14 protein-coding genes and 3 tRNA genes are annotated in these 26,179 nt (G+C 33.5%); 14 read left to right on the forward strand and 3 right to left on the reverse strand.

The features are described from left to right. Window positions 1-226: 226 nt before the first annotated feature. The gene (gene nudK, locus CDH50_RS13935; RefSeq protein WP_100612907.1) at window positions 227-808 is read left to right on the forward strand and encodes a GDP-mannose pyrophosphatase NudK; all 582 of its coding nucleotides are present in this window, start codon (window positions 227-229) and stop codon (window positions 806-808) included. A 14-nt stretch (window positions 809-822) separates the two neighbouring features. On the opposite strand, the gene CDH50_RS13940 is transcribed toward nudK, so the two are convergent. Both CDH50_RS13940 and CDH50_RS13945 read right to left on the reverse strand, forming a co-directional pair. Further along, a complete protein-coding gene (locus CDH50_RS13940; protein ID WP_100612908.1) occupies window positions 823-1,572 on the reverse strand; it encodes a C40 family peptidase in 750 nt (249 codons plus the stop codon). Window positions 1,573-1,685: 113 nt separating this feature from the next. Further along, window positions 1,686-2,864 carry an acetyl-CoA C-acyltransferase gene (locus CDH50_RS13945; protein ID WP_100612909.1) on the reverse strand — a complete coding sequence of 393 codons (1,179 nt, stop codon included), beginning with the start codon at window positions 2,862-2,864 and terminating at the stop codon, window positions 1,686-1,688. Between the two features lie 127 nt (window positions 2,865-2,991). Between CDH50_RS13945 and CDH50_RS13950 the strand changes: the two genes are divergently transcribed. The 13 genes from CDH50_RS13950 (at window position 2,992) to CDH50_RS14010 (ending at window position 23,234) form a co-directional block, all read left to right on the forward strand. Further along, a complete protein-coding gene (locus tag CDH50_RS13950) occupies window positions 2,992-5,040 on the forward strand; it encodes an HD family phosphohydrolase (protein ID WP_100612910.1) in 2,049 nt (682 codons plus the stop codon). A 91-nt stretch (window positions 5,041-5,131) separates the two neighbouring features. Then, a tRNA-Ser gene (locus CDH50_RS13955) sits at window positions 5,132-5,215 on the forward strand. A gap of 19 nt (window positions 5,216-5,234) precedes the next feature. Next, a tRNA-Pro gene (locus CDH50_RS13960) sits at window positions 5,235-5,309 on the forward strand. Window positions 5,310-5,656: 347 nt separating this feature from the next. Beyond that, entirely contained in the window at window positions 5,657-5,863 is a 207-nt protein-coding gene (locus tag CDH50_RS13965; RefSeq protein ID WP_100612911.1) for a hypothetical protein, read from the forward strand. Window positions 5,864-6,023: 160 nt separating this feature from the next. After that, the gene (locus tag CDH50_RS13970) at window positions 6,024-9,863 is read left to right on the forward strand and encodes a PAS domain-containing sensor histidine kinase (protein ID WP_100612912.1); all 3,840 of its coding nucleotides are present in this window, start codon (window positions 6,024-6,026) and stop codon (window positions 9,861-9,863) included. A gap of 2 nt (window positions 9,864-9,865) precedes the next feature. Beyond that, window positions 9,866-10,504 carry a response regulator gene (locus CDH50_RS13975; protein WP_100612913.1) on the forward strand — a complete coding sequence of 213 codons (639 nt, stop codon included), beginning with the start codon at window positions 9,866-9,868 and terminating at the stop codon, window positions 10,502-10,504. Window positions 10,505-10,978: 474 nt separating this feature from the next. Continuing rightward, the gene (locus CDH50_RS13980; protein ID WP_100612914.1) at window positions 10,979-12,970 is read left to right on the forward strand and encodes a PAS domain-containing hybrid sensor histidine kinase/response regulator; all 1,992 of its coding nucleotides are present in this window, start codon (window positions 10,979-10,981) and stop codon (window positions 12,968-12,970) included. Window positions 12,971-13,094: 124 nt separating this feature from the next. Further along, a complete protein-coding gene (locus CDH50_RS13985; protein WP_100612915.1) occupies window positions 13,095-13,466 on the forward strand; it encodes a response regulator in 372 nt (123 codons plus the stop codon). 39 nt (window positions 13,467-13,505) lie between these two features. Beyond that, window positions 13,506-14,708 carry a sensor histidine kinase gene (locus CDH50_RS13990; RefSeq protein WP_100612916.1) on the forward strand — a complete coding sequence of 401 codons (1,203 nt, stop codon included), beginning with the start codon at window positions 13,506-13,508 and terminating at the stop codon, window positions 14,706-14,708. Window positions 14,709-15,508: 800 nt separating this feature from the next. Next, on the forward strand, window positions 15,509-17,899 hold the full coding sequence (locus tag CDH50_RS13995) for a glycoside hydrolase family 31 protein (protein WP_100612917.1): 2,391 nt from the start codon (window positions 15,509-15,511) through the stop codon (window positions 17,897-17,899). Window positions 17,900-17,971: 72 nt separating this feature from the next. Next, the gene (locus tag CDH50_RS14000; RefSeq protein ID WP_100612918.1) at window positions 17,972-20,206 is read left to right on the forward strand and encodes a glycoside hydrolase family 3 C-terminal domain-containing protein; all 2,235 of its coding nucleotides are present in this window, start codon (window positions 17,972-17,974) and stop codon (window positions 20,204-20,206) included. Window positions 20,207-20,682: 476 nt separating this feature from the next. Next, complete coding sequence (locus tag CDH50_RS14005) at window positions 20,683-22,791, forward strand: beta-galactosidase (RefSeq protein ID WP_198513506.1); 2,109 nt, start codon at window positions 20,683-20,685, stop codon at window positions 22,789-22,791. Window positions 22,792-23,160: 369 nt separating this feature from the next. Beyond that, window positions 23,161-23,234: transfer RNA gene (locus tag CDH50_RS14010), tRNA-Arg, on the forward strand. 68 nt (window positions 23,235-23,302) lie between these two features. Here CDH50_RS14010 and CDH50_RS14015 read toward each other — a convergent pair. After that, window positions 23,303-26,167: a glycosyl hydrolase 115 family protein gene (locus CDH50_RS14015; protein WP_100612920.1), complete on the reverse strand. Its 2,865-nt coding sequence runs from the start codon at window positions 26,165-26,167 to the stop codon at window positions 23,303-23,305. Between the last annotated feature and the right edge of the window lie 12 nt (window positions 26,168-26,179).

Genomic DNA, 26,179 nt, shown 5'->3' on the forward strand with positions numbered 1-26,179 from the left:
ATTTCAAGCATTTCGCCTGTGTGCTGTATTTTTTTTGTACTTCTATTATTGTCATTGCTTATCTATTGATTTTATTATACTTTTACTCAACTTCTATTCCATTATAGGGATAGGTGCGTTAGAAATTATAAACATATCAATTTAGGAATTGGTATTTTTATCAAAATTGAAAAAATAAAAACGATATCATAAACCTACTTTAATTTACTAAATATTAATTTTAAAAATGATTTCAACACGAATAAAAAATATAGTTAGCAAATTACTTTCCGACAATTATTACATCTTAAAAAAAATAACATTTGATTATAGACTTAGTAACGGAACATGGGTAACTCAATCAAGGGAAGTGTATAATAGAGGCGATGGTGCTGGTATTTTGCTTTACAATAAAGAAAAGCAAACGGTTATACTGACCAAGCAATTTAGAATGCCCACTTATATGAATGATAATGAAGATGGCATGTTGGTGGAGATTTGTGCCGGCATGTTAGATAAAGATAATCCAGAAGCTTGTATTATTAGAGAGACAGAAGAAGAAGTTGGTTATAGATTAGAGAACGTAAAAAAAGTATTTGAAGCTTACAGTTCGCCAGGGGTTATGACCGAAAAAATGTATTTTTTTGTTGGTGAATATACTGATGCTATGAAAGTCAGTTCTGGTGGGGGTTTGGATAGCGAACATGAAGATATTGAAGTACTTGAAATTCCTTTTAATAAAGCTATTGATATGTTAAACAATGGCGAGATTGTGGATACAAGAACCATCGTTTTGCTACAATATGCACAAATTCATAAGCTTTTGTAATAAAGGAATAGTATTTATATTATTTTTTTAATGACGCGAAGTTTATGGGTATGCGTTTTTTTGTCAACATTATAAATTCCATAGTGGTCTAAACGGTCTATTCTCACTTTCCCATGTGCATGGATGATATAATTATCACTCATAATAATCCCCACATGGATAATGGCTCCTTCATTATTATCAAAAAAAGCTAAGTCACCAGGTTCGCTTTCTTCAATAAAACTTAAAGGGTCGCCTTGGGTAGCTTGTTGGGAAGCGTCCCGTAAAAGTTTATAACCATTTAGCTTATAAACCATTTGTGTAAATCCAGAACAATCTATTCCAAAAGGCGTTTTACCTCCCCATAAATATGGACTGTTTAAATATAAAAAAGCGGTTTCTATAAGATTGTTTTTATGTAGAACACCTTCAATAATGTTCCCGTCGTGTGAATGATTGAGTATTGATAGAGCATTTAATGAAGATCCTAAGAGGATGGGATGTAATTGATGGTTTTCATCTTGAATGAATTCAACCAAATCAATCGATAATTTAGGACTTGATGTATTAAGTAATAGATATTGACTTTCATCAATGTTTTTGTATTGTTTATTATCTATCCAGCCTTCATAACCATCAAACGCTAATCTGATTTTACTCCAAGATTTACGTTCTTCCAACACCTTAAAAAAATCGCCGTATAATACTTGGGAAACCAGTTCGCTTTTATCTGTTGGTTCCAATCTTAAAGGAACGATGCTTAAATTACAAACGCCGTATTGCATGCTACTATCTATTTCTAAGGTATTTTTGATTATTAGATATCATACCGCAATTTGAAAATTTAATTTTAAAAAAGAACATGGATTGTATTAAAATGTGTATCATCAAAAAATATTTAGTAACGCTCAATAATGACAGCCGAAGCACCACCACCACCATTACAAATGGCTGCTGCTCCAATTTTTGAATTATTTTGCTCTAATACATTAAGTAAAGTAATTAAAATTCTAACGCCAGAACATCCCAATGGATGCCCTAAAGATACCGCGCCTCCATTTACATTGACGTTTTTATCTGTAAGTCCGAGAAGTTTCATGTTTGCCAAACCAACGACTGAAAACGCCTCATTAAACTCAAAAAAATCAACATCGTTTATTGAGATTCCTGCTTTTTTTAAAGCTTTCGGCAACGCTTTTGCTGGTGCAGTAGTAAACCATTCAGGTTCTTGTGCAGCATCTGCATAGCCTTTTATGGTGGCTAAAATTTTCAGACCTAATGCTTCCGCTTTTTCCTTGCTCATCAAAATCATGGCGCCTGCACCATCATTTATGGTTGAGGCATTAGCAGCTGTAACAGTACCGTCTTTTGTGAATGCAGGACGCAGGGATGGAATTTTAGCTAAATCCACATTCGTGAATTCTTCATCTACATTAACTATAATTGGTTCGCCTTTGCGTTGTGGCACTTCAACAGGCACGACTTCATTATTAAATTTACCAGCTTCCCATGCCTCACTGGCACGTTTATAGGATTGTATGGCGAAGGCATCTTGGTCTTCACGGGTAAATTCATATTCATTAGCACACATATCGGCACAAACGCCCATGGCATTTTGGTCGTACGCATCTACCAATCCATCTTTTTGCATGCCATCAATTAATGGTGTAGAACCAAACTTTGTGCCTATTCTAGCATATAAATAATGGGGGATTAAACTCATGTTTTCCATACCGCCCGCAACAACAATATCATTATCGCCAATGGCGATGCTTTGTGCAGCTAACATGACGGCTTTCATGCCAGAAGCACACACTTTATTTACGGTCGTACAAGGTACTGTATTAGGTATATCAGCAAATATAGCTGCTTGTCTTGCAGGAGCTTGTCCGGAACCCGATTGAACCACTTGTCCCATGAAAACTTCATCAATTAATTCCGGATTAAGTTGTATGTTTTCCAATGCTCCTTTTATAGCAACTGCACCAAGTTTGGGTGCAGGAATGGTTGATAACGCTCCCATAAAACTACCAATTGGTGTTCTGGCTGCAGATACAATAACCACGTCTTTATTCATTATCTAAATGCATTAGCTTAGTAAGTACGAAATTAATCATTTTTTAGCAGAAATAGGATGGATTACTATATTTTAAAAGTTAAAAGAAACCCTAGAATTTATTACATTTGAAGACCTAATCCTAGTAATGCAAGATTTTATAAATAAATTATATAAAAATCATTCTTTGATTTACAAAGCGTTACTGTTTGTATGCACTACTTTTTTAATTGTTTATCTGTTTCCTAAAAGTGGAAAATTTAAGTACAATTTTGAGAAAGGAAAACCATGGCAATCAGAAAATTATTATGCGCCTTTCAATTTTGCCGTCCAAAAATCTGACGAAGAAATAAATGCTGAAAAACAAAACATTATTGACCATTCCATTGTTTATTTTAATGAAGATGCTTTAATTGAGCAAAAGGTTGTCAATTTATTTAATGTCGAATTTGAAAAAACATTTTCAGATTCATTGCCAAAATCTACACGGGATGATGTATATAATACAGGAACTAAAATCATTTCCGAATTATATCATTATGGCATTTTAAATGAAAATTATAATTATCCTGATGACAGGGTTGCCGTTATTCTTGACGGACAGGTTAAAAAGCACAATACACAATTTTCAAACTTAATCAAACAAGATGAAGTAAAATCTGTTATAGTAAAAATCCTTTCTGAAGCTAAGTTAGATGCTTACGAAACGGTGTTTGTATCCTTATTTTTTGATCTTGTGATACCCAATTTGACTTTAAATGAATCGTTCACCAATAAGGCATTAAAAGATGATTTAGATAAAATATCTTATTCAAGGGGTAGTATAGAAAAAGGGACCATCATCATATCGAAAGGTGAAGTTGTAGAGGGCGACAAGTACCAAATATTAAAATCGTTAAAGGCAGAATTTGAATCTCAGGTGTGGACAAAATCCAACTATAATTGGATATTGTTTGCATATACGGTTTTGGTTTCCTTAGCATTATTAATGTTGCTTTTATTCTTAAGAAAATATCGATTGGATATATTTGAGAACAACACCAAAGTTACTTTCATATTTTTCAATATATTTTTAATGGTATTACTTACTACGTTGGTAGTCAATTACAATTCTAAATTTATTTATATTGTACCCATTTGTATTTTGCCATTAGTATTGAAAGCTTTTTTTGACGCAAGATTGGGCATGTTTGCCCATGTTATTACGGTTTTACTTTTGGGGTCAATTGTTCCCAACAGTTATGAATATATGTTTCTTCAAATTATTGCCGGCATCGTTACCATTCTAACAGTATCTGAGTTGTATAAACGTGCCAATTTATTCATTTCTGTGGTACAGATAACCCTCGTTTATATCATAGCCTACTTTGCCTTTTTTGTAATTCATGAAGGAAGTGTAGAAACCATTAATTGGGAAACATTTATTTGGTTTATTTTATGCGGACTTGCTACATTATTTGTGCAACCTCTTATTTATGCTTATGAAAAAATTTTCGGATTGGTTTCTGATGTATCTCTTTTGGAATTGTCCGATACAAATTCCAAATTGTTAAAAGAATTATCAAATGTGGCACCTGGTACATTCCATCATTCACTAAGTGTTGCAAACTTGGCGGAAGCATGTGCTAGTGAAATAGGCGCTAATGCCATGTTGGTTAGGGTAGGCGCCCTCTACCATGACATAGGAAAAATGAAAAGCCCAACATATTTCACAGAAAATCAAACTACAGGCATTAATCCGCATGAAGAGTTATCTCCAAAGGAAAGCGCTAAAATTATTGTAGACCATATTATAAACGGTATAGAGATAGCCAGAAAGTATAATATTCCGGATAGAATCATGGACTTTATAAGAACGCATCATGGAACTAGTGCTGTCTATTTCTTTTACATGAAAGAAAAAGAGATTAATGAATATGTAGAAAGAAAGGATTTTTGTTATCCAGGTCCAAGGCCATTTAGTAAAGAAACGGCTATTTTAATGATGTGCGATAGTGTTGAAGCCGCTTCAAAAAGTTTAAAAAACCCAACATCCATTAAAATTGACAGCTTTGTTGAAAGCATTATCAACAAACAAATTGAAGACGATCAATTTTTGAATGCGAACATTACTTTTAAGGAAATAGAATCCATAAAAAAAGTGTTAAAGCACAAGCTAGCAAACATTTACCATCTGCGAATAGAATATCCAGAATAGATATACAAAAAAAGAATAAAAATAGTTGCGTTGTAAAAGATGATGCGTTACATTTGCAACCGCAATTTTATTGCAGAAGTTCTTTAAATTCGGAGAGGTGCCAGAGTGGTAATGGAGCAGATTGCTAATCTGTCGACGCGTAAGTGTCGCCAGGGTTCGAGTCCCTGTCTCTCCGCAAAAGAAGATAATCATTTCGGGGTGTAGCGTAGCCCGGTTATCGCGCCTGCTTTGGGAGCAGGAGGTCGCAGGTTCGAATCCTGCCACCCCGACGAACCTAGAAATAGGTAGTATCAAAACACTGTTAATTGTATGATTATCAGTGTTTTTTGTTTTTAGCCATTTTGTTTGATATCAAATAAAACCAATTGAAATCATATAAAAGGTTTGCAAATCGGTGAACACTTATTTACCGGAATTGTTGTAGTTTTAAGGAACATTTAAGAATGATTTGACTTTTGTTTTTGCAAAAATGTCGAATTAAAACCTTTTAGAACGCAAACAAACAGTACCTTTTCAGCACTTTTATCTACAAGAAAATCGAGAAGTCAAGACAATATATTATCTATTTATGCACGTGTAACTGTTGCAGGAGAACGAGCCGAAATCAGTTTAAAGCGTGCTATTCAGGTTAGTTAATGGGATTCAAGTAAAAATCGAGGTAGGGGGACAACCAAAAAGATACGAATCCTCAATACCTAATCAATTACTACGCTTCTACAAACAACTCATAGAAGAATCAAAACTCATTACAGCACATGCTATAAAAGCAAGGTCTTTAGGAGAAGATGAAGCCCACAAAACCTTAAAGGATATCATTACCTAAATTAAAAATCTAACCTAAGTTATTTTAACTAAACACTTTTGTAATTGAATCTTTTAAATTGTTTTTCTAATCCTTAATTTTAAGATTTTTTTTGCTGAAATATGAAGTGAATTTTATTTTGTATTTTAGACTAGATAGATTAAAAAACCTCTAAGGGATTATGGACGGAATAGCAATTACCCAATTATTAATTTTGACTTTACAATGTGTTATAGTTGGCTCTCTACTATTATTTCTTTTTAAACTAAGATCCATTTTTGGTTTGAGTTTAATATTTACAGCACTTGGAGTTTTTCAATTTATGCAGACTTTTCTTGTTGCTGCATTTTTTATTGAAGTAATTCCCGGTATTATGGTTTCTCCTGGATCTATGGTACTATTTACGGGTAGCCTATTCGCCGTACTTCTTATTTATATACGTGAAGATGCTATTGAAGCAAGAAAAGTTATTTATGCTCTACTTGCTGCTAATTTAGTTTTGGCAGCTCTACAAATTATTTTCAGTTGGTCTATTATGGGGCAACATACTATTAATGTTTACAATTTACCAGAAGATTTTTTTTTAACGAACTCTAGGGTACTTATAGTAGGTACTTTAGTATTGTTTATGGATGCTTTTCTTATCATTTTTTTATATGAAATAATTTCAAGATATATTTCCAACCTTTTTTTTCAGATATTTTTGACCATGTCAATTATAGTCAGCATCGACTCCTTATTTTTTGTTTTAGGTGCGTTTGCTGAAACAGATATGTTCTATCAAATATTAATTTCTGGTTTGATGGCGAAGCTCTCATCTACCTTAATCTATTCTTTAATTTTTTGGTTTTATATATCATATATTGATAGTGAATCTGAAAAATTAGGCAGTAGCGCCAAGCCATTTAAGGATATTTTTCACACTCTTACATATCGCCAAAAATATGAACAAGTTTATCTTGAAAAGGAAAACAAATCGATTGAATTGAAAGAAAGTGACATTCGATTTAGAACACTCTTCGAAAATATGGCGCTAGGGGTAACCTATCAAAATGCTGCTGGCGAAATTATTGACGCAAACCTAGCTGCACAGCAAATTTTAGGATTAACACTCGATCAGATGCAAGGAAAAACATCTATGGATCCTCACTGGAAAGCTATTCATGAAGATGGTTCTAATTTTCCGGGCGAAACACATGCCAGCATGGTAGCTCTTAAAACTGGTAAGGAAGTAAATAACGTAATCATGGGCGTTTTTAATTCAAAAAAAAATGATTACCGTTGGCTAAAAGTAAATGCATCGCCGCAATTTAGAAATGCAGAAAAAAAGCCTTACCGAGTTTTTACAACTTTTGACGATATTACCAATGAAAAATATGCACAGCAAAGTCTAAAAGAGCTATATAACAAATACCAAAACATTATTCATACCGCCAATATCGCTATATTGGAATTAGACAAAAATGCAAACTATACTTTTGTAAATCCAGCTTGGGAAAAATTGTTTGGGTATAGTATTCACGAAGTGCTTGGAAAAAACAAAGAACTCATATTGCCAAACGATCAGCCTACTAATTCATTATTTAACAAATTAATAAATGGAGAAATCTCTAACTACCAAATAGAGAGAAAATACCAGAAAAAAGATGGCAAAATCGTATGGGTTGATTCATACATAGCGGCCAATAATGATTTGCAAGGAAATTTGAATTCTATCGTAGGTGTTATGATAGATATTACCAAGAGGAAAGAGGCAGAGCAAGAAATTAGAGAAAATGAACGCGTATTGCGTGAAGCACTTTCAAAAGTAGAGCGAAGTGAAAATCTACTTAATGAAACAGGAAGATTGGCAAAAGTTGGTGCTTGGGAATTGGATTTAGAAACCATGACTCCTTATTTTTCTGATGAAACATACCGTATACATGAGCTACCCATTGGTAACCCACCAAAAGTTGAAGACGGGTTGAAATTTTATGCTCTAGAAGCTCAACAAATCATTAAAAATGCATTTATTGAAGCCGTTGAAAACCATGTTCCTTACGATCTTGAATTGCCTTTTATTACAGCAAACAAAAAAAATATTTGGGTTCGTACACACGGACAAGTTGAAGTGAAAAATGGCAAAGCCGTACGTTTATTCGGTGCTATTCAGGATATAACCGCATTAAAGGAATCTACTTTAAGATTAAGGGAAAGCAGAGAAAAATATAAAAACTTGGTAGAATATTCCCATGATGTGATTTGGGCAATAGACTCAGAAGGGTCATTCACATTTTTCAATAGTGCTTCCAAAATTATTTATGGCTATGAACCCGATGAATTAATAGGAAAACCTTTTTTTCAGTTTATCCCTAAAGAACATATTCAAAAAGAAATTGAAACCTTTCAGGAATTAGTTAATAATAAACAAAAACTTCTAAATTATGAAAGTCAATTTACCCATAAAGATGGACATATTGTAAGCACACTTTCAAATGCAAGAATCTTACTGGATGATTCGGGAAATTTTATAGGAGCAACTGGAATATCAAAAGATATCACAGAACGAAAACTTAAAGAAGACGAACTTAAAAAATCTGAAGAAAGGTTTAGAGCCATTGTTGAAGGGGCTCCAGATCCTATTTTCATACAAGCAAACAAATGTTTTGTTTACCTAAATAAGTTAGCAGTTGAACTTTTTGGAGCCAAAGATGAAAAAGAATTACTTGGAAAACCAGTTCTCGATTATTTCCACCCTGATTTTCATAAAAAAGCGGAAGAAAGAATAAAAAGCTTGAATATTGATAAAAAGAGAGTACATGAACCATTTGAACAAATATTGATTCAGGTAACTGGAAATGAAGTATGGGTAGAAACAAAAGGACAACCTATTTTTTATGATGGGGCGCATGGCGGTTTGGTTTTTGTTAGGAATGTAACTGCTCGTAAATTAACTGAGAATGAATTGCGAGAATCAAAAGGATTGCTAGAAAGTATCCATAATAATTTGCCAGGAGCTATCATTCAGTATAAACTCTTCCCTGATGGAACTGATGCATTAATTTATGTAAATAACAGATCAAAGGATATTTGGGGAATTACTCCACAAGAGGCGATGGAAAATAATAATCTAATTTGGAATCAAATAGATGACGAATATATAATGCCAGTAAAAAAATCAATTCAAGTTTCTTTTGAAGAATTAAACCCTTGGAAAATTGAGTTTAAAAACAATTTATCCGATGGATCAGTAAAATGGATAGAAGGTATTGGAATTCCGAATAAACGCGAAGATGGAAGTGTTGTTTGGGATTCAATTATGCTTGATGTAACTTCTAGAAAGAATACTGAAATTAAAATGAATCAGTATAAAAATTCCCTTCAAAAGTTAACAACAGAATTGATGCTTGCTGAAGAAAAACAGAGGAAGAAAATAGCGGCAAATATTCACGATCACCTTAGTCAGTCACTCGTCATTTCAAAAATGAAATTAAATGATTTATGGAATGACATTGAAACAAACGAAAGACAAAATGAAATTGGTACAGTAATAAAACATATTTCTGAAGCTCTTGAAAATAGTAGAAAAATAACCTACGATTTATGCCCTCCTGTACTATATGAACTCGGATTAATAGAAGCCATATATTGGCTAGCAGAAAAAATTGAGGACCAAAATCAAATAAAAGTTAAGTTTGAAACCGACTTTAACGACATTAAACTTTCCGAACCTAAATTAATACTCATCTACCGTGCTATTCAGGAAATCTTAAATAATGCGATAAAACACTCTGGTGCTAACCAAATAAACATACGTTTCACTAAATACGAATATGGGCTACAAATTATTATTAAAGATGAAGGAAGTGGATTCGATAAATCACAGTTAAACAGTCGGTCACTAACAAATTCCGGGTTTGGACTATTTGCGGTTAGAGAAAGAATAGAAAACCTAGAAGGTACGTTCATTATAAATTCAACGCTTGGGTTTGGTACTGAGGTAAAAATATTTGTACCTTTAAAAGTAAACAAATTATTGTAGCTATGAAAATTAAAATTTTATTGGTTGATGACCACCAGATTCTTCTTAATGGTATTCGAAATGTCATAGAAAGAAATACTACAATGGAAGTTATAGGTGAAGCAAAAGATGGAAGAGAGGCTATAAAATTATGTAAGCAATTTAAACCAAACGTCGTTATTATGGATATCGCTATGGAAGGTCTAAATGGTGTAGAGGCAACTACAAGAATAGTGCAGGAAAATCCAGAAACAAAGATAATTGCTTTGTCAATGCATTCTAATAAGCGCTTTGTTTTAGGAATGTTTAAAGCTGGTGCCTATGGTTATTTGTTAAAAGATTGTGATTCAGAAGAATTAATTAAAGCCATTAAAACAGTGTCAATCAATAAAAAGTATATAGCTCAAAACATATCTGCTGTTATTTTAAGTGAATTCATTTCTGGCCAACAAGAAGAAGAAAGTCTAACGTCGCGTGAAAAGGAAATTTTACAGCTGATTGCTGAGGGAAAAAGTTCAAAAGATATTGGAGATATTTTATTTCTAAGCTCAAAAACAGTTGATTCACACCGAAAAAACATTATGGATAAACTGAAACTGTATTCATTACCTGAATTAACAAAGTATGCTATAAAGATAGGACTTATTAGTTTAGATAATTAGTCAAATTTACAGATCCTTAATCCTTTTATTTTATTTTAAATGCTATAATTCAGTTAATTAAATAATATCTGTAATCAGTAATTAAGAAAAAAACTTAAAAAAATAGGAAATATGCTTATTGTTGAGTTTGCATTCCCAATCTATATTTGTACCATAAAAGGTTATAATAGCAATTTACAAATTTAACTTTTACTAGAAGAGCGCAAGGTGAGAGACTGCGCTCTTTGTATTTTATTAAGTTTGGTTCTTTTTTGTTTAATTTTAAGTTTTATCTATCCGTTTTAAAAATATTTTTGTTAAAAAAAGTATTTTTTCTAAATAACGTCTGTTTATGTTTTTCTAATCGCTTTGCGTTAAATTAATAATCATACTTCTGAAATATACTAAGGATTCTTTTTCAATTATTGAGAAATATGCCTATGGTATTGTTTTGGTTTTTACTTGACATTTGTCAAGATTTATTTAGGTAAAATTATGATAGATAATGAAGAAGGGGTAATTACCCAAGGAACTGAAAAAAACAGTCAAAAAAAGTTTGAAATCCTTTTCGAGGAAATGACTGAGGCACTATTTCTTCACGATTTTAAAGGAGATATTAAAAAGGTTAATAAAAAAGCCTGTGAATATCTTGGAATAACAAAAGAACGTTTAGAATCAATGAATATTGCTGATTTTGTTTCTAATGATGTTGTCAATTCATATCAAGATATTTTAAAAAAGCAAATAAGAGAAAGACAACATCGTTATGAAACAAATTATGTTTTAAATGATGATACTACAATACCTATTGAAATTACCTCACGATTGATTGAGTTTGGAAAAACAAGAATGGTACTTACTGGATTTAGAGATATTTCATTAAGAAAACATTACGAAAATTTACTTATAGAATCAAAAAAAGAAGCAGAATCTAACCAAAATGAACTAAAGTTGATTTTTGATAATTCACCTTCAAGCATTTTTCTTTTTGACGAGCAAATGAATATTCTGAGGGTCAATAAAAAAGCTACTACAAAATTTAAAATAAATAGTTCTGAAATAATAGGCCAAAAAATAAATGATATAGTATGTTGTATAAAAACTGATTTTAATTCTTTCCAATCTGCGAGTGCTGATACATGCAAGCTATCAAATATTTTTAGCGAAACAATACAAGGAAAAAACTTCACTAAAGAGGAACTGCAAATTTCAATAAAGGATGAAGACTCAATTCAGGTGAAAACAGTTTTAATGTCAACATCTTTGTTAAAGCGCAATGGTCATGCTGTTTATCTTGCCACAATAGATGACATTACCAAACGAAAACAAATGGAGCTGGAACTTCTTGATGCCAAAGAAAAAGCAGAAGAATCCGATAAATTAAAATCATCCTTTATAGAGAATTTGCATCATGAGATAAGAACACCGCTAAACGGAATTTTGGGGTTTATTGATTTTTTTGTCGATGATAGTTATAATTTTTCAAACCAAGAAAAGAAAGAATTAATCGAAGTCATGCACAAAAGTGGTGATCGATTAATAAAAACAATAAATGATTTATTGGAAATTTCTAAACTCGACTCTGGAATACTTAAAGTTAATAACGAATCATTTAATTTAAAAGCCCATTTAGATAGTTTTATTAATGAACAACGCTTTAAATTTAAGAGTTCTGAAATTGAATTTCAATATGAAATTGATTCGAGCCTTGAAAACAAAATGATACAAACTGATAAAGTGAAGTTGTTTCAAGCAGTTCAAAATTTACTGGACAACGCTTTTAAATTTACATCTAAAGGATTTGTAAAACTAAAGGTATCTGTTGAGGATGAGAATCTAGAAATTTTTATTGAAGACAGTGGTGTAGGTATTGCTACAGAGTTTCATGATTTAATTTTTAAACCTTTTTGGCAAGTTAATAAGGATCCAGACCGTTATTATGAAGGTAATGGACTTGGACTTGCTGTTTCGAAAAGAATAGTAACCAATATTGGAGGAGAGTTAATTGTGAAATCAGATCTAGGAAAGGGATCTACATTTTCAATTAAGTTGCCAAAAAAAATCAATTTAAGTATGAAACCTTTAGATGAGGTTACAAAAAAATCGAGCATTGGAAAATCTTTAGAAGGAAAAACTATATTAATTTGTGAAGATGAGATGTCTCATTACATTTATTTGAAAACAGTATTATTAAATGAAAAATGCAGATTAATTCATGCCTCTAATGGTATTGAGGCTTTGGAAATATTTAAGGCAAATACAACTATCGATTTGGTGCTAATGGACCTTATAATGCCAGGAATGAATGGTCTGGAAGCATGTGCCAAGATAAAGCAAATAAGAAGAAATGTTCCGATAATAGCCCAATCTGCTCAAGCTATAGATATGGAAATACTAAGAGCCAATAAAGCAGGTTGTATTGATTATTTAGTCAAACCTATAAATAGAGACCTGTTAATAACCACAATTACAAAACACCTTAGATGAAATTATAAAATTTATTGATTATACTAAAACATAAGTGCAAATTACTAGGCAATATTATTAATACTTTAGGCATTTTGCTTAGTAAAATACTTATATTATTCATCTATATTAGTGGTTGTAAAAAATGTACAAAATCTCTCTAATGGTGCGTAAAATAAATGTTCTTTTAATTGAAGACGATTTCGAAATTGGTAAATGGCTTGGAAAACGCATTTTAGAATTAAGTAATATAGAGTCTTTGAGCTGGGAGACTAGTATTGAAAAAGCATTAATTAACCTTTCCCTTAATAATCCAGATATTATCATTTTAGATTTAAAACTTCCTGACGGCAACGGAATTGATTTGTTAAAAAAAATAAAGAAGGCTAAAAAAGAATCTAAAGTTTTTATTTTTTCAGTAAGCAATGAATTAAGAAAAACTTGTTTACGATCAGGTGCTGATTGTTTTTTTGATAAAACTACAGATAGTGAAATACTTATTAAAAGTTTAAAATGAATGAAAACATTTTTTCAATATTGTAAATAAAATGAATTAATGCAAAAACCAAAAGAATATATAAATGAAAGGGAGCGGTTAAAAGATTTGGAGTCTTATTCCATACTTGATACGCTTCCAGAATCTGACTATGATGACTTAACAGCTATTGCTGCAGAATTATGTGGCACTAAAATTTCCTTAATTACTTTGGTTGATGATACTCGACAATGGTTCAAGTCTCATCATGGTATGGAAGTTTCAGAAACCCCTAAAGAATATGCTTTTTGTGCGCACGCAATCAATGAACCTGATAATGTTTTTATTGTTCAAGATGCAAGAAAAGATTTGCGGTTTCATGATAATCCATTAGTGACGAATGATCCATCCGTAATTTTCTATGTAGGAATCCCTTTGCTTAGCGATAATAATCATCCTTTAGGTACTTTATGTGTAATTGACAATAAACCAAAAATATTGAGTGAAAGTCAGATACAGGCATTGAAATCTTTGGGAAAACAAGTGATGAATATATTAAACCTAAGGAAAACCAAACTAACTTTAGAAAAAACCTTATCGAATTTAGAAGAAAAAAACAAAGAGTTAGATCGTTTTGCATTTGTAGCAGCCCATGACCTTAAGTCGCCTCTGGCAGGAATTAGTGGGTTGTCTAATTTATTTATAGAAGAGTACGGTTCTCAGATTAATGATGAAGGAAAAGAAATGCTTGTTTTAATTGAAGAATCTACAAACGTTTTAAGAAATCTAATTGATGGATTATTAAAGTATAGTAGATGTGAGAATGTTTTTAAAGAAGACAAATCGCCGATAGATCCAAATGATTTATTAAAAAGCATTAGGGCTCTTTTTATAAACGTACCTGAATTGAAACTCCGTTTACAAAACTCAATTGATGTGATTTATACGAATAGAGCGGCTCTTGATCAGGTTTTACTAAACCTTGTTACTAATGCTATAAAGTATAATGATAAGGAAACCATTGAAATTGAAATAGGAGTAGCGTCTTCAGATACCCATTACGAGTTTTATGTACAAGATAATGGCCCTGGAATAGCTGTAGAAAACCAAGAAAAGATTTTCGAAATTTTTGAAGTTGTAGCTAAGAAAGATAGGTTTGGCAAAACAGGTAATGGAATAGGTTTGGCAACAGTAAAAAAAGTAGTAGAAAAAGGAAGTGGATCAATAAAAATTGAATCAAAGTTATCAAAAGGAACAACATTTATGTTCACTCTGGAAAAATGAATTTCATTAATAGCTATTAGTTATTTATGTTCTTTAAATGTAATTACCTTCATTCTCAAAAAAGGAGAGTATAAGAAATTAAAATATTTATTCATATAATTTGTATCTTTATAATATTAAAAACAATCAAATTAGATTTTATAGTTATTCTTTTTAAGTCTAGTGTGCAATTAGGTGAATAAGAAAAGATAAAAACCGCAAGAAAGCAGTAATATTAAGGGTTAAGATGATATTAAATTGAGTCTGCCACCCCGACCAAGAAATTCCTTTCCTCCTTGAGGTAAGGATTTTTTGTTTTAATGAGCAAAGCTAGTTCATAATATTTGAAATCAAAAATAGCTCAGAGCGAAGCTTAAAGTATTAGGGGTAATAATACTTTTTTAAGATTACAAGAGGGGATAGTATCCTATTTCTAAATGTACACTACTATTTTCTAAAGTAAAACTATAAGTATATTCCTAAAAGGTCTTGTCCATAAATTCATAATGGATTTAATATAATAAGACCTTGAGTTAATAGATAAAAGCCTTTGGAATAGACAGACTTCAATTCGTAAAAAAACTATTTACATCGGTTGTCATTTTAGATTCTTCTATCAAAAGTTGAGTGATCATTCAAAAGGGATTTCAGATTTTTGCACGATAAATGAGAGCTTGACCTTCACTTAGTAAGGTGCTTTTTACATTGGCCGTTATGATATTAAATTAGTATTCTTAAATCTAATGGATTATTTAATAGAACATTAAACATTATTTTTAAATTTATAGAAAATATAAATTAAAAGATAAAACCAATTAACCATGCTAAAAAATAACATTAACTGCAACAATTTTTTTACATTATTATTTTTGTTGCTCGCGAGTGTGGCATTAGCACAACTTCAAAACAATAGTATTTTAAATGAACCACCAGACATCAGTAAAGATTTTGAAGATTATAGAAATACCTATTACCTAGCGGATGAGCTAACAACTTTCAACCCTGAAACCGGCAGAGGAACCATAAAATATTTGCGTCATAATTTTGTGGCAAGTCAAGCTTTTGATAATATGTTGAGCAGACTTTCTCCAGTTCAAGGAAATGAATTTCCAACAACTGAATATGCTGTTTCTCCAGAATTACCATTTTCTGTTGAATTCATTTCCGATAGAACCATTAGAATAAAAACAGCTTCCGGGCCACAATTTAAAAAAGAAGAACCGTCGTTGATGCTGGTTAATGGCGTTGCTAAAAATGCTAGAAACTTATGGACTTATTCCAAAGTTGCTGAAGGACATAAATACACAAGCAGCAAAGGCTCTGTTTTAATAACCGAAAAACCTTGGCATGTTTATATTTATGATGCCCAAGGTAAATTACTGACCAGTACTTTACACTCCAATGATGTTAAAAGCACCTATACGCCAGTGACCCCTTTTTCATTTGTTAGAAGGGCAGAGGATTATTCACGTAGCATGAATGCCGTATTTTCCATGTCGCCTGAAGAAAAAATATTTGGTTGTGGCGAATCGTTCACACAATTTAATAAGCGTGGTCAGAAAGTGATTTTGTGGACTGATGATGCCAATGGTGTGCAAAACGAAACCATGTACAAACCCATTCCGTTTTACATGAGTAGTCGTGGTTATGGTGTATTTATGCATCATTCTACACCGATAACCGTTGATTTTGGAAAATATTTTAATGCGGCAAACGCTATGATGATTGGAGATGATGAAGCTGATTTATTCGTTTTTATTGGCGACCCAAAAGATATTCTTGATGAATATACCGACCTTACGGGTAAAGCAGACATGCCGCCACTTTGGTCGTTTGGGTTTTGGATGAGCCGTATTACTTATTTTTCAGAAGAAGAAGGGCGAAAAATAGCTAAAAATTTAAGAAAGCATAAAATTCCTAGTGATGTCATTCATTTTGATACCGGTTGGTTTGAAGTCGATTGGAGAAATAATTATGAATTCTCAAAAAATCGATTCGATAATCCAACAAAAATGATAGCCGATATGAAGGAAGATGGCTTTAATGTATGTCTTTGGCAGCTTCCTTATTTCTCACCTAAAAACACGTTGTTCAATGAAATTATAGAAAAAGGATTAGCGGTAAAAGATAAAAAAGGAAACATTCCTTATGAAGATGCTACGCTGGATTTTACAAATCCTGAAACCGTAAAATGGTATCAAGATAAAATCGCAACGCTTTTAAAAATGGGAGTGGGCGTTATTAAAGTTGATTTTGGTGAGGCAGCACCTGCCAGTGGGATTTATAGTAATGGCAGAACAGGATTTTATGAACATAATATGTACCCTTTACGATACAATAAAGCCGTAGCCGATATTACCAAAGAAGTTACTGGCAATTCTATTATTTGGGCACGAAGTACTTGGGCCGGTAGCCAACGTTATCCATTGCATTGGGGCGGTGATGCTGCCACAACCAATACCGCCATGGCCTCTACGTTGAGGGGAGGTTTGTCATTAGGATTGTCTGGTTTTTCGTTTTGGAGTCATGATGTGGGTGGATTTGTAACCAAATCGCCAGAAGATTTATATAGAAGATGGACACCTTTCGGAATGCTTACTTCTCATGTACGCAGCCATGGTGAACCTCCAACGGAACCTTGGGAATACAGTGATGCCTTTTTAAAAGACTTTAGGGATGCCGATAATATGCGCTATATGTTGATGCCATATATCTATGCACAAGCTAAACATGCTTCCGAAAAGGGACTTCCCATGCTAAGAGCTTTGTTTGTAGAATTTCCAAATGACCCTGGGGCTTGGTTAGTAGACGACCAATACCTTTTTGGTTCAGATATGTTGGTGGCACCACTTTTTGAAAACATTACGGAACGTAATGTCTATTTACCAGAAGGAAAATGGATCGATTACCAAACAGGTAACATCTATGAAAAAGGTTGGCATACCATAAAAGCAGGCGGTATTCCTATCATCGCTTTAATTAGAGATGGTGCCGTGATTCCTCATATTAAATTGGCACAATCAACAAAAGATATGGATTGGAGCAATATTGAACTTAAAGTATATACTGCCGATGCTTCACAAGCCAAAGGCAAATTATTCTTACCAAATGATTCGAAACTATACGATTTGATTTTAGACAAAAACGGGTCGGGTTTTATTCTAAAAGACAATCCTGATTTACAACAAATACGTTTTAAAGTAACTAAATAAAGAAAACTGTTGAAGTATTAATACCTCAACGGTTTTTTGCCAACAACCAACTAATAGACTAAACCATTATTTATGAAAAAAAATGCCATCATCATATCAGCTACATTGCTATTAATAATTTCTTGCAAAAAAGAAACCAAAGAATCTGTGAGTGAAGTAGTAGTAGAGACCACTTATGCACCTAAGGAATTTGATCTTTCTAAATTTGAATCAAAAATAGATTCTTTGATTGCGTTAATGACTCTTGAAGAGAAAATCGGCATGCTGCATGGCAATAGTATGTTTACTACTGGCGGTGTAGAACGCTTAGGAATACCCGAACTAAAAATGGCAGACGGTCCTTTAGGAGTCCGAGAGGAAATTTCAAGGGACAATTGGGCACCCGCTGGTTGGGACAATGATTTTGCTACTTATTATCCAGCTGGTGGTGGATTATCGGCAACGTGGAATACAGATTTGGCATATCTCTTCGGAAATAGTGTAGGTCAAGAAACACGTGCCAGAGGTAAAGACATGTTATTGTCGCCAGCAATTAACATTATTAGAACCCCGCTTGGTGGTAGAACCTATGAGTACTTTAGCGAAGATCCTTTTTTAAACAAGAAAACAGCCGTTCCTTTTATTGTCGGATTACAAGATAATGATGTCATGGCCTGTGTAAAGCATTTTGCCGTAAACAATCAAGAAACCAACCGAGGCACTGTAGATGTTATAGCTGATGAGAGAACCATACGTGAAATATATTTACCAGCTTACAAAGCAGCAGTTACAGAAGCCAATGCCTATAGTTTGATGGGTGCTTACAATAAATTTAGAGGCGATTATTTATGCGAGAACGATTACATGTTGAATAAAATATTGAGAGACGAATGGGGGTTTAAAGGTGTTGTGGTTTCCGATTGGGCGGCTGTACATTCTACGGTTAAAACATTGGAAAACGGTTTGGATATTGAGATGGGAACGCCAAAACCATTCAACGAATTTTTTCTTGCTGACAAATTGATTGCTGCTGCCAAAGCAGGAGAGATTTCAGAAGCAGAAATCAATAAGCACGTGAAACGTATTCTGACGGTATTGTTTCAAGTAAAAGCCATTGATGGTAAAGACCGTGTAGAAGGAAGTATTGCTACGGAAGCACATTATCAAGACGCTTACAAAATAGCATCAGAATCTGTTGTATTGTTAAAAAATGAAAACAATGCATTGCCTCTAAAATTGGAAGGCATTAATTCCATTGCCGTGATTGGTAATAATGCCATAAAGAAAAATGCCTTGGGCGGATTTGGAGCTGGTGTGAAAACAAAAAGAGAGGTCACACCTTTGGAAGGTCTTAAAAACAGATTACCAGAATCCGTTACCATTAATTATGCAGAAGGTTATTTAGAACGTTATACAAAAAACGAAAACAATAAAAAGACAGAAGTCACTCTAGATGGCCCCGTAACTGTTCAAGAATTGGATGAAGCTAAGTTACAAGAAGCTATTGAGGCTGCTAAAAAATCGGATATTACCATCATTTTTGCTGGTTCAAATCGTGATTATGAAACAGAAGCATCGGACCGTAAGGATTTATCTTTACCATTTGGTCAGAAGGAATTTATTGAAAAAATATTAGCAGTCAATCCCAATACCATTGTCGTTATGATTGCTGGAGCACCATTTGATATTGAAGATATCAGTAAAAAATCTTCTGCTTTAGTTTGGAGTTGGTTCAATGGCTCTGAAGGTGGTAATGCATTGGCCGATGTGCTTTTAGGAAATATAAACCCATCAGGTAAATTACCTTGGACCATGCCAAAAAAACTTAGCGATTCGCCAGCCCATGCCACCAATAGTTTTCCAGGGGATGAATCGGTGACTTATGCAGAAGGCATCTTAGTGGGCTACCGTTGGTTTGATACTAAAAATATTGAGCCATTATATCCGTTTGGCTACGGATTATCATATACAAATTTTGAGTTTTCAAATTTAAAAACAAATAACCAAGTTTATCATAAAGATGATATTATTGAAGTGTCTTTCAATATTAAAAATATTGGGAAAATGGATGGCAAGGAAGTGGCACAATTATATGTTTCGAAACCGGAATCTAAAATTGAAAGAGCAATACAAGAACTAAAAGGATTTAAAAAGATATTAGTCAAAAGTGGAACTTCTGAATATGTAACTATTCAATTGCCAGCAAAGGAATTAGCCTATTATAATGTTGATAAAAAACAATGGATGGTGGAGCCAGGAACTTATAAAATAAAAATAGGCAACTCCTCTAGGGCAATAAAAGGGGAGTTTAAAATACAAATTAATTAAAATTAAATATCTATAAATTAAACTATTAAGTTTATAACTATACTGTTTTTATAATAGTAAAAATCAAAGCATGAATACATTTTGTAATCTTGAAAAAGATGGTAAACTGATAGATATATTGAATTTGAAACAGGATGTTTTAATATTATTGGTTGTATCAATAATGTAGTCGCAAGGATAAATAGGAAGGAATAAGCAAAGGATAAAAAAGTGTTTGAAGTAACTTGTTGTAAGTAGTATTGGTTGCCTCCAAGCTTTTATGGTCTATGGTGTTATTCTGGATTACAATTAACAAAATTCAAAATCTTGACGATTAACTTAAGCTCAAAAGTTGTCTATTTGAGATAAAACAGAAGTGGTTATTTTCCGAAATCATAATGAAGTGAAAAAGTCTTTAATTGAAAGGAAAAAATTCACCTATTGAAATTATCTAAATCAATAAAGCATAAAACTTATAGAAATTAATAAATTGAACAATGAAAAAGAGTTATAAACAGATAAAATCTTTAAAAGTAATATTATTTATAGTCATGATGATTATTGGATGGCATGTACAATCACAAAATGCCAACAGATTTTTTCCTGAAAAAGACCTCATAACCACAGGGATTTATTACTATCCTGAACATTGGAACGAAAACCAATGGGAACGCGATATTAAGAATATAGCCGATATGGGATATGAGTTTGTACATCTCGCTGAATTTGCGTGGTATAAAATGGAACCCATTGAAGGAACATTTGATTTTACTTGGTTGGATAAAGTTGTGAATCTTTGTGTTAAAAATAACTTGAAAATAGTTATGTGTACGCCTTCGGCAACCACACCAACATGGATGCGTGTCAATTATCCAGAAACGTTTATTATGGATGGACATTATATTCGTGCAGAGAATGGAACCCGGGGGTTAGGATCTACCGTTAATCCTAAATACCGCATGTTTGTTGGGAGGATTGTTGCTGAAATAGCAAAACGTTATGGACAGAATAAGCATGTGGTAGGTTGGCAAATTGACAATGAACCCCCGGCCCTTGCAGATTATAGTCCTTCGTCGCAAGAAGCATTCAGAAAATGGTTAAAAAATAAATACCAAACCATTGATGCTTTGAATACTGTTTGGGGCACAGCCTTTTGGAGCCAATGGTTCAATAGTTTTGACGAGGTAGTAATACCTAATACCAATTTAGTAGGATGGTGGGGAAACAATCCCCATGCTTTACTCGATTTTAAACGTTATTCAGCAGATTGTCAAGCAAACTTTCTTGATTTCCAAGCTGGGATTTTAAGAGAACATATTTTGGATAATCAATATATAACAACAAATTATACAGCTATTTCAACCAGTGCAGACCCAAGGAGAACCAACAAACTTGATTTTGATTCTTACACGGCCTACCCTAATGGAGGAAGTAACAATATTGGCGAACAAGGTTTCAGGTTAGGAGATGGTAAGGCCATTCTTTTTGCTTCTGAATATTATAAATCGGTTGGTGGTATTTCAGGAGTTATGGAAATTCAACCAGGACCGGTTAATTGGGGAAGCTACAATCCTTTATTATTGCCAGGTACCGTACGTATGTGGCTATACCACACCTTTGCAGCTGGAGGTAAATTCGCATGCTCCTATAGATTTCGTCAAATCAATTACAGTTCAGAGCAATATCATGCGGGTATCATGAAACCGGATGGGGTAACACTTTCTCCTGGAGGTAAAGAATATATGCAATTTATGAAGGAGGTAAAATCGCTTCGAAAGGAATACAAACCTAGTATAAAGATACCTGAAAAATTGGCGGCAAGATCAACAGCCATTCTTTGGAATCTTGAGAATTATTGGGCTATTGATAGGCAAAAATTAACTAATCAATGGAATACATGGGGCTATCCAGTAAAATTTTTAGAATTAGCTAAGTCTCTTGGGGCTCCTTCTGAAGTGATTTCAGAGAAAACAGACTTTTCTAAATATAAATTTTTGATTGTACCCGCGTATGATTTGGCAGATTCAGTTTTGGTTAAAAGATGGAAAGATTATGTTGCTAATGGTGGACATTTGATTTTAACTTGCCGTACTGCAACACGAAACCGTGATGGACATATCTGGGAAGGGGAATGGGCTGCACCATTAACTGATCTTATTGGTGCTCATGTTGAGGCAACAGATATGCTTTCATCTTATAAAAATGGGGATATCTTAATGGATTCTACTCATTACAATTGGAATAACTGGGCCGATTTGCTTGCGCCTGAAAAAGGAGCAGAAGTGCTTGCAACTTACAATGATCAATTTTATAAAGGAAAAGCTGCTGTAGTAAGACATAAAATAGGCAAAGGCTCTGTAACATACATTGGTGTAGATACTGACGATAAGAAATTGGAAAAGGATATTTTAAAAAACATTTATAATACCGCTGGAGCTACTACAGAAGACTATCCAGAAGGGGTTTACGTTTACTGGCGTGATGGATTCAACTTCGCTGTAAATTATTCTTCTGAAGCATACAATGTGGATATTCCCGAAACCGCAAAAATCCTTGTTGGTGAAAAAATATTAAATCCTGCAGACGTATTGGTTTGGAGCGAATAATGACCCTTGAATAATAATTAATGATATGGCTGGCTTTTGAGGTTGAAATGGAAACTAAAAGATTTATTAAAGCCTCAGTGATACAAAAAAAATCATTAGAATTATTAAAATACAAGCTTAGTCTTTTGATTTTTAATGTATAATGAAGAAGTACGTAATTAGGTTTAAATTCATACTAATTTATCTTGTTTTATAAAAAATACTAATTTATATTTGCACCGCCTTAGTTTGAGGGCAAAAGAAAACAAAAGTTCTTATAAAATAAGTTGCCATTTCGGTTACTATGTATGTTTATTTATTGGTAACTTATTGATTATTAATAATATTAAGTTGGAACAGTTTAACTGTAACCCGACATTTTTGAGTTAAGGGCTCTTAGCTCAGTTGGATAGAGCACCTCCCTTCTAAGGAGGCGGTCAAAGGTTCGAATCCTTTAGGGCTCACAAAAAACCTCACTAGTATTAGTGAGGTTTTTTTGGTTTTGTAACTTTTCGTTTTCGAATTTTATGCACTAAGGTTTTGAATAAATGCTTTCTTCTGGTCCTAAATAACTTGGTTTTAATCCGCCTGCATTAATCACGAATTTTTGAAATACAACGCCAGGGTCTATCATCCATACTTTTAAAGTATGTTTCCCGGGTTTTATTGCTTTATGAGTCGATTGTTTTTTTCTAATGTGGTCTGTTACAGAATTGTTCCACCAATCTGGATACTCCCAATCGGGTTTTGTGTCTTCCTCATTTATATTGACTATTTGTGGTTGTTCATCGTCAATGGCAATGGCATATTTTAATCCTTCATTCTTTTTGTAATTTAATAAAGGCGATAAATAGGTTTCAATTTTTAAATCACCTCCATCAAAAACAGTAAAAACATATTCTAAACTTGGTGACGTTTTACTTGGTGTTTGTCTGTCTGCATTTGCAGGTTCCACGGTTACTGAAGAATCGGTTCGCCCCATGTTAGGCACTACGGTCCAATGAATTGTTTTAGAATCGATTTTATTGGTGTAATTAGCCGCTTCAATAGAAACCACGCCATTATTTTCTACAAAACCGGTCGCGACAGGCAAATCATTACGGATAGGAACTTCTATTTTGTATTCCCTACCAGCACCTGAAATAGTTATTTCACCTTTATTTTGGCCTTTAGGGGCTTTGTTCCAGTCAATACTTACAAAAACTTTTTCCTCATGATCCACAGTTCCTTTTTCAGAAGATAATTTTATCCAATCCTCCTTTGATTGCAGGGAATAATGTAATTTATCACTTCCAGTATTAAAAATCTCTATATAGTAGGATTGATTATTTATGGGATCGAATTTGGGAAGACTCGTGGCAAACAAACCAGAACGGCTAAAGCGCCCTCTACCAACACCATGTTCAGCAACATAACCCAGTCCAGCGGTACTTGGTACTTGAATATAAGTTATCTCAGGCATTTTATTTACTGGAGGATTGCTCCAACTGGTGTAACCAATGCGTGTTTGTGACATAAAATGATTCCATTTGCCATCAGCCAAGGTTTCATGGTAGTATTTTGCCAGTGCTTCATCTTTGAAAAAATTCTCTTTAACCTTGTCTCCATATACGTTTGTTGAAGCTCTATTTTGGCTAGCGTATAATTTATTCTTGCCTACCGAAATATACATCTCATTCAAATTTTTCAAGGCTTCAATAGGATAGTGCACTAACTGATAGTACGCCGATTTATATTGTTCTGGAAGTTTGTCATAAATAGTTTTACTTCTATTAAAAAGTTGTGTATACTCTTCCAGAATTCTGTCGGCTTCCCTATAATTATCTAAGCTATACGTATCTGGTTTTAACATTTCGGGAGTCCGTCTTGCACTATATTTTGTGCTTAAAGCCATAATATCAGCAATCTCTGTAGCATATTCGTTTCCAAATTGTTGATCCGCCCAATTCAAATAGTAGTTCGGCAAATCAGAGGCTTTCATATCTGCATCCCAACCAAAATCAAGGAAAAAGCTAATGGGTAACTCCATAGGTTTTAAATCGCCTACATTCACAATCCATAAGTCTTTCACGCCCCATTCGTAAGCTAAATTCATTTGTTCCCAAACACGTTCAATCTGGGTAACGTTTAACCAACGATATGAAACAGGGCCTCCAACAAAATCGAAATGATAATAAATACCATAACCACCTTTATGATTCAAGTCTTCTTTTTTTGGTAGAATACGGATATTGCCCCAATTGTCATCACAAAACAAAATGGTAATATCATCATCAACACGCATGCCTTTATCATAGTAATCCTGTACCTCTTTATAAATAGCCCACACTTGTGGCGTTTCTTCAGCAGGTTTTCCAGTGACATCTGCAATGATTTTTCGTTGGTCTGAAATGATATTTTTTAATAAGTCTACCGCCGTATTCTCACTCATGGCCTCATCGCCATCTCCACGCATACCCAGGGTCACAACACTTTCGTGATTCCCCATGCGTTCAATACCGCCTCTCCAAAATTTTTGAAGTCCTTCCTTGTTGGTCTCGTAATTCCAGGCGCCACCACCATTAGCTCCCCATTCTTCGTGTGCCCGCATCATGGGTTCATGGTGGCTAGTGGACATCACAATGCCATATTCGTCGGCGGTTTGTGCATTTATAGGGTCGTCAACAGCAAATGCCCTTGGTTGCCACATGGCTGGCCACAAATAATTAGCTTTGTTGCGTAAAAGTAATTCAAATATTTTTTCGTAAAATTCATGATTAAAACTACCGAATGTTTCCTCAACCCAACCCGTTAATGCAGGAGCTTCGTCATTTAGAAAAATACCGCGATATTTAACTGAAGGTCCTTTTGAAGTGAATTTTTCCTTTTTAACAAAAAGGTTATCACTTTTTTTAGCAGGCACATCTGCCCACCAATGCCAAGGAGAAACGCCTATTTCTTCTGAAATGGTAAATGTACCATAAGCAGCACCACGTTTATCACTACCAACGATCACCAAAGCTTCTTTGACATTGGGCATTGGATTTTGAATGGTTTGGATAATGAATCGTTCCCATCCGCCACGTATGGCATCCACATTTAATTTTTTGGAAGCTATTAATCGATCGATTAAAGGACTGTTTCCTATAGTGCCAATAATGATTAAATTGCCATTTGCTTGATTGTTTGAAGTTAAAACCTCAGGTTTTTTGCCGGTCACTTTTTCAATATCACCGGCAAGAAATGTAGCTGATTTTTGAATCAATTTGTAATCCGAAGGATCATATAGAATGTTAGCGGTTGTAGTTCCTTCTACAATTGAAAAATACTGTTTTTTGTTTTTAACATTACTACTTACTTCTATTTGGGAATGTGATAGTGTAGAAAATAGTAAAAGAACAATTAGAAAATGTCTCATGGTTTTAAATAT

Source organism: Confluentibacter lentus, assembly GCF_002806995.1.
GTDB classification, from domain to species: domain Bacteria; phylum Bacteroidota; class Bacteroidia; order Flavobacteriales; family Flavobacteriaceae; genus Confluentibacter; species Confluentibacter lentus.

Bases quoted from the DNA above. Each gene is read 5' to 3' on its own strand.
- CDH50_RS13985 (WP_100612915.1), top strand. From the start codon at position 13,095: ATGTACAAAATCTCTCTAATGGTGCGTAAAATAAATGTTCTTTTAATT.
- CDH50_RS14015 (WP_100612920.1), bottom strand. From the start codon at position 26,167: ATGAGACATTTTCTAATTGTTCTTTTACTATTTTCTACACTATCACAT.
- CDH50_RS14005 (WP_198513506.1), top strand. From the start codon at position 20,683: ATGAAAAAGAGTTATAAACAGATAAAATCTTTAAAAGTAATATTATTT.
- CDH50_RS13950 (WP_100612910.1), top strand. From the start codon at position 2,992: ATGCAAGATTTTATAAATAAATTATATAAAAATCATTCTTTGATTTAC.
- CDH50_RS14000 (WP_100612918.1), top strand. From the start codon at position 17,972: ATGAAAAAAAATGCCATCATCATATCAGCTACATTGCTATTAATAATT.
- CDH50_RS13995 (WP_100612917.1), top strand. From the start codon at position 15,509: ATGCTAAAAAATAACATTAACTGCAACAATTTTTTTACATTATTATTT.
- CDH50_RS13970 (WP_100612912.1), top strand. From the start codon at position 6,024: ATGGACGGAATAGCAATTACCCAATTATTAATTTTGACTTTACAATGT.
- CDH50_RS13940 (WP_100612908.1), bottom strand. From the start codon at position 1,572: ATGCAATACGGCGTTTGTAATTTAAGCATCGTTCCTTTAAGATTGGAA.
- nudK (WP_100612907.1), top strand. From the start codon at position 227: ATGATTTCAACACGAATAAAAAATATAGTTAGCAAATTACTTTCCGAC.
- CDH50_RS13945 (WP_100612909.1), bottom strand. From the start codon at position 2,864: ATGAATAAAGACGTGGTTATTGTATCTGCAGCCAGAACACCAATTGGT.
- CDH50_RS13975 (WP_100612913.1), top strand. From the start codon at position 9,866: ATGAAAATTAAAATTTTATTGGTTGATGACCACCAGATTCTTCTTAAT.
- CDH50_RS13980 (WP_100612914.1), top strand. From the start codon at position 10,979: ATGATAGATAATGAAGAAGGGGTAATTACCCAAGGAACTGAAAAAAAC.
- CDH50_RS13990 (WP_100612916.1), top strand. From the start codon at position 13,506: ATGCAAAAACCAAAAGAATATATAAATGAAAGGGAGCGGTTAAAAGAT.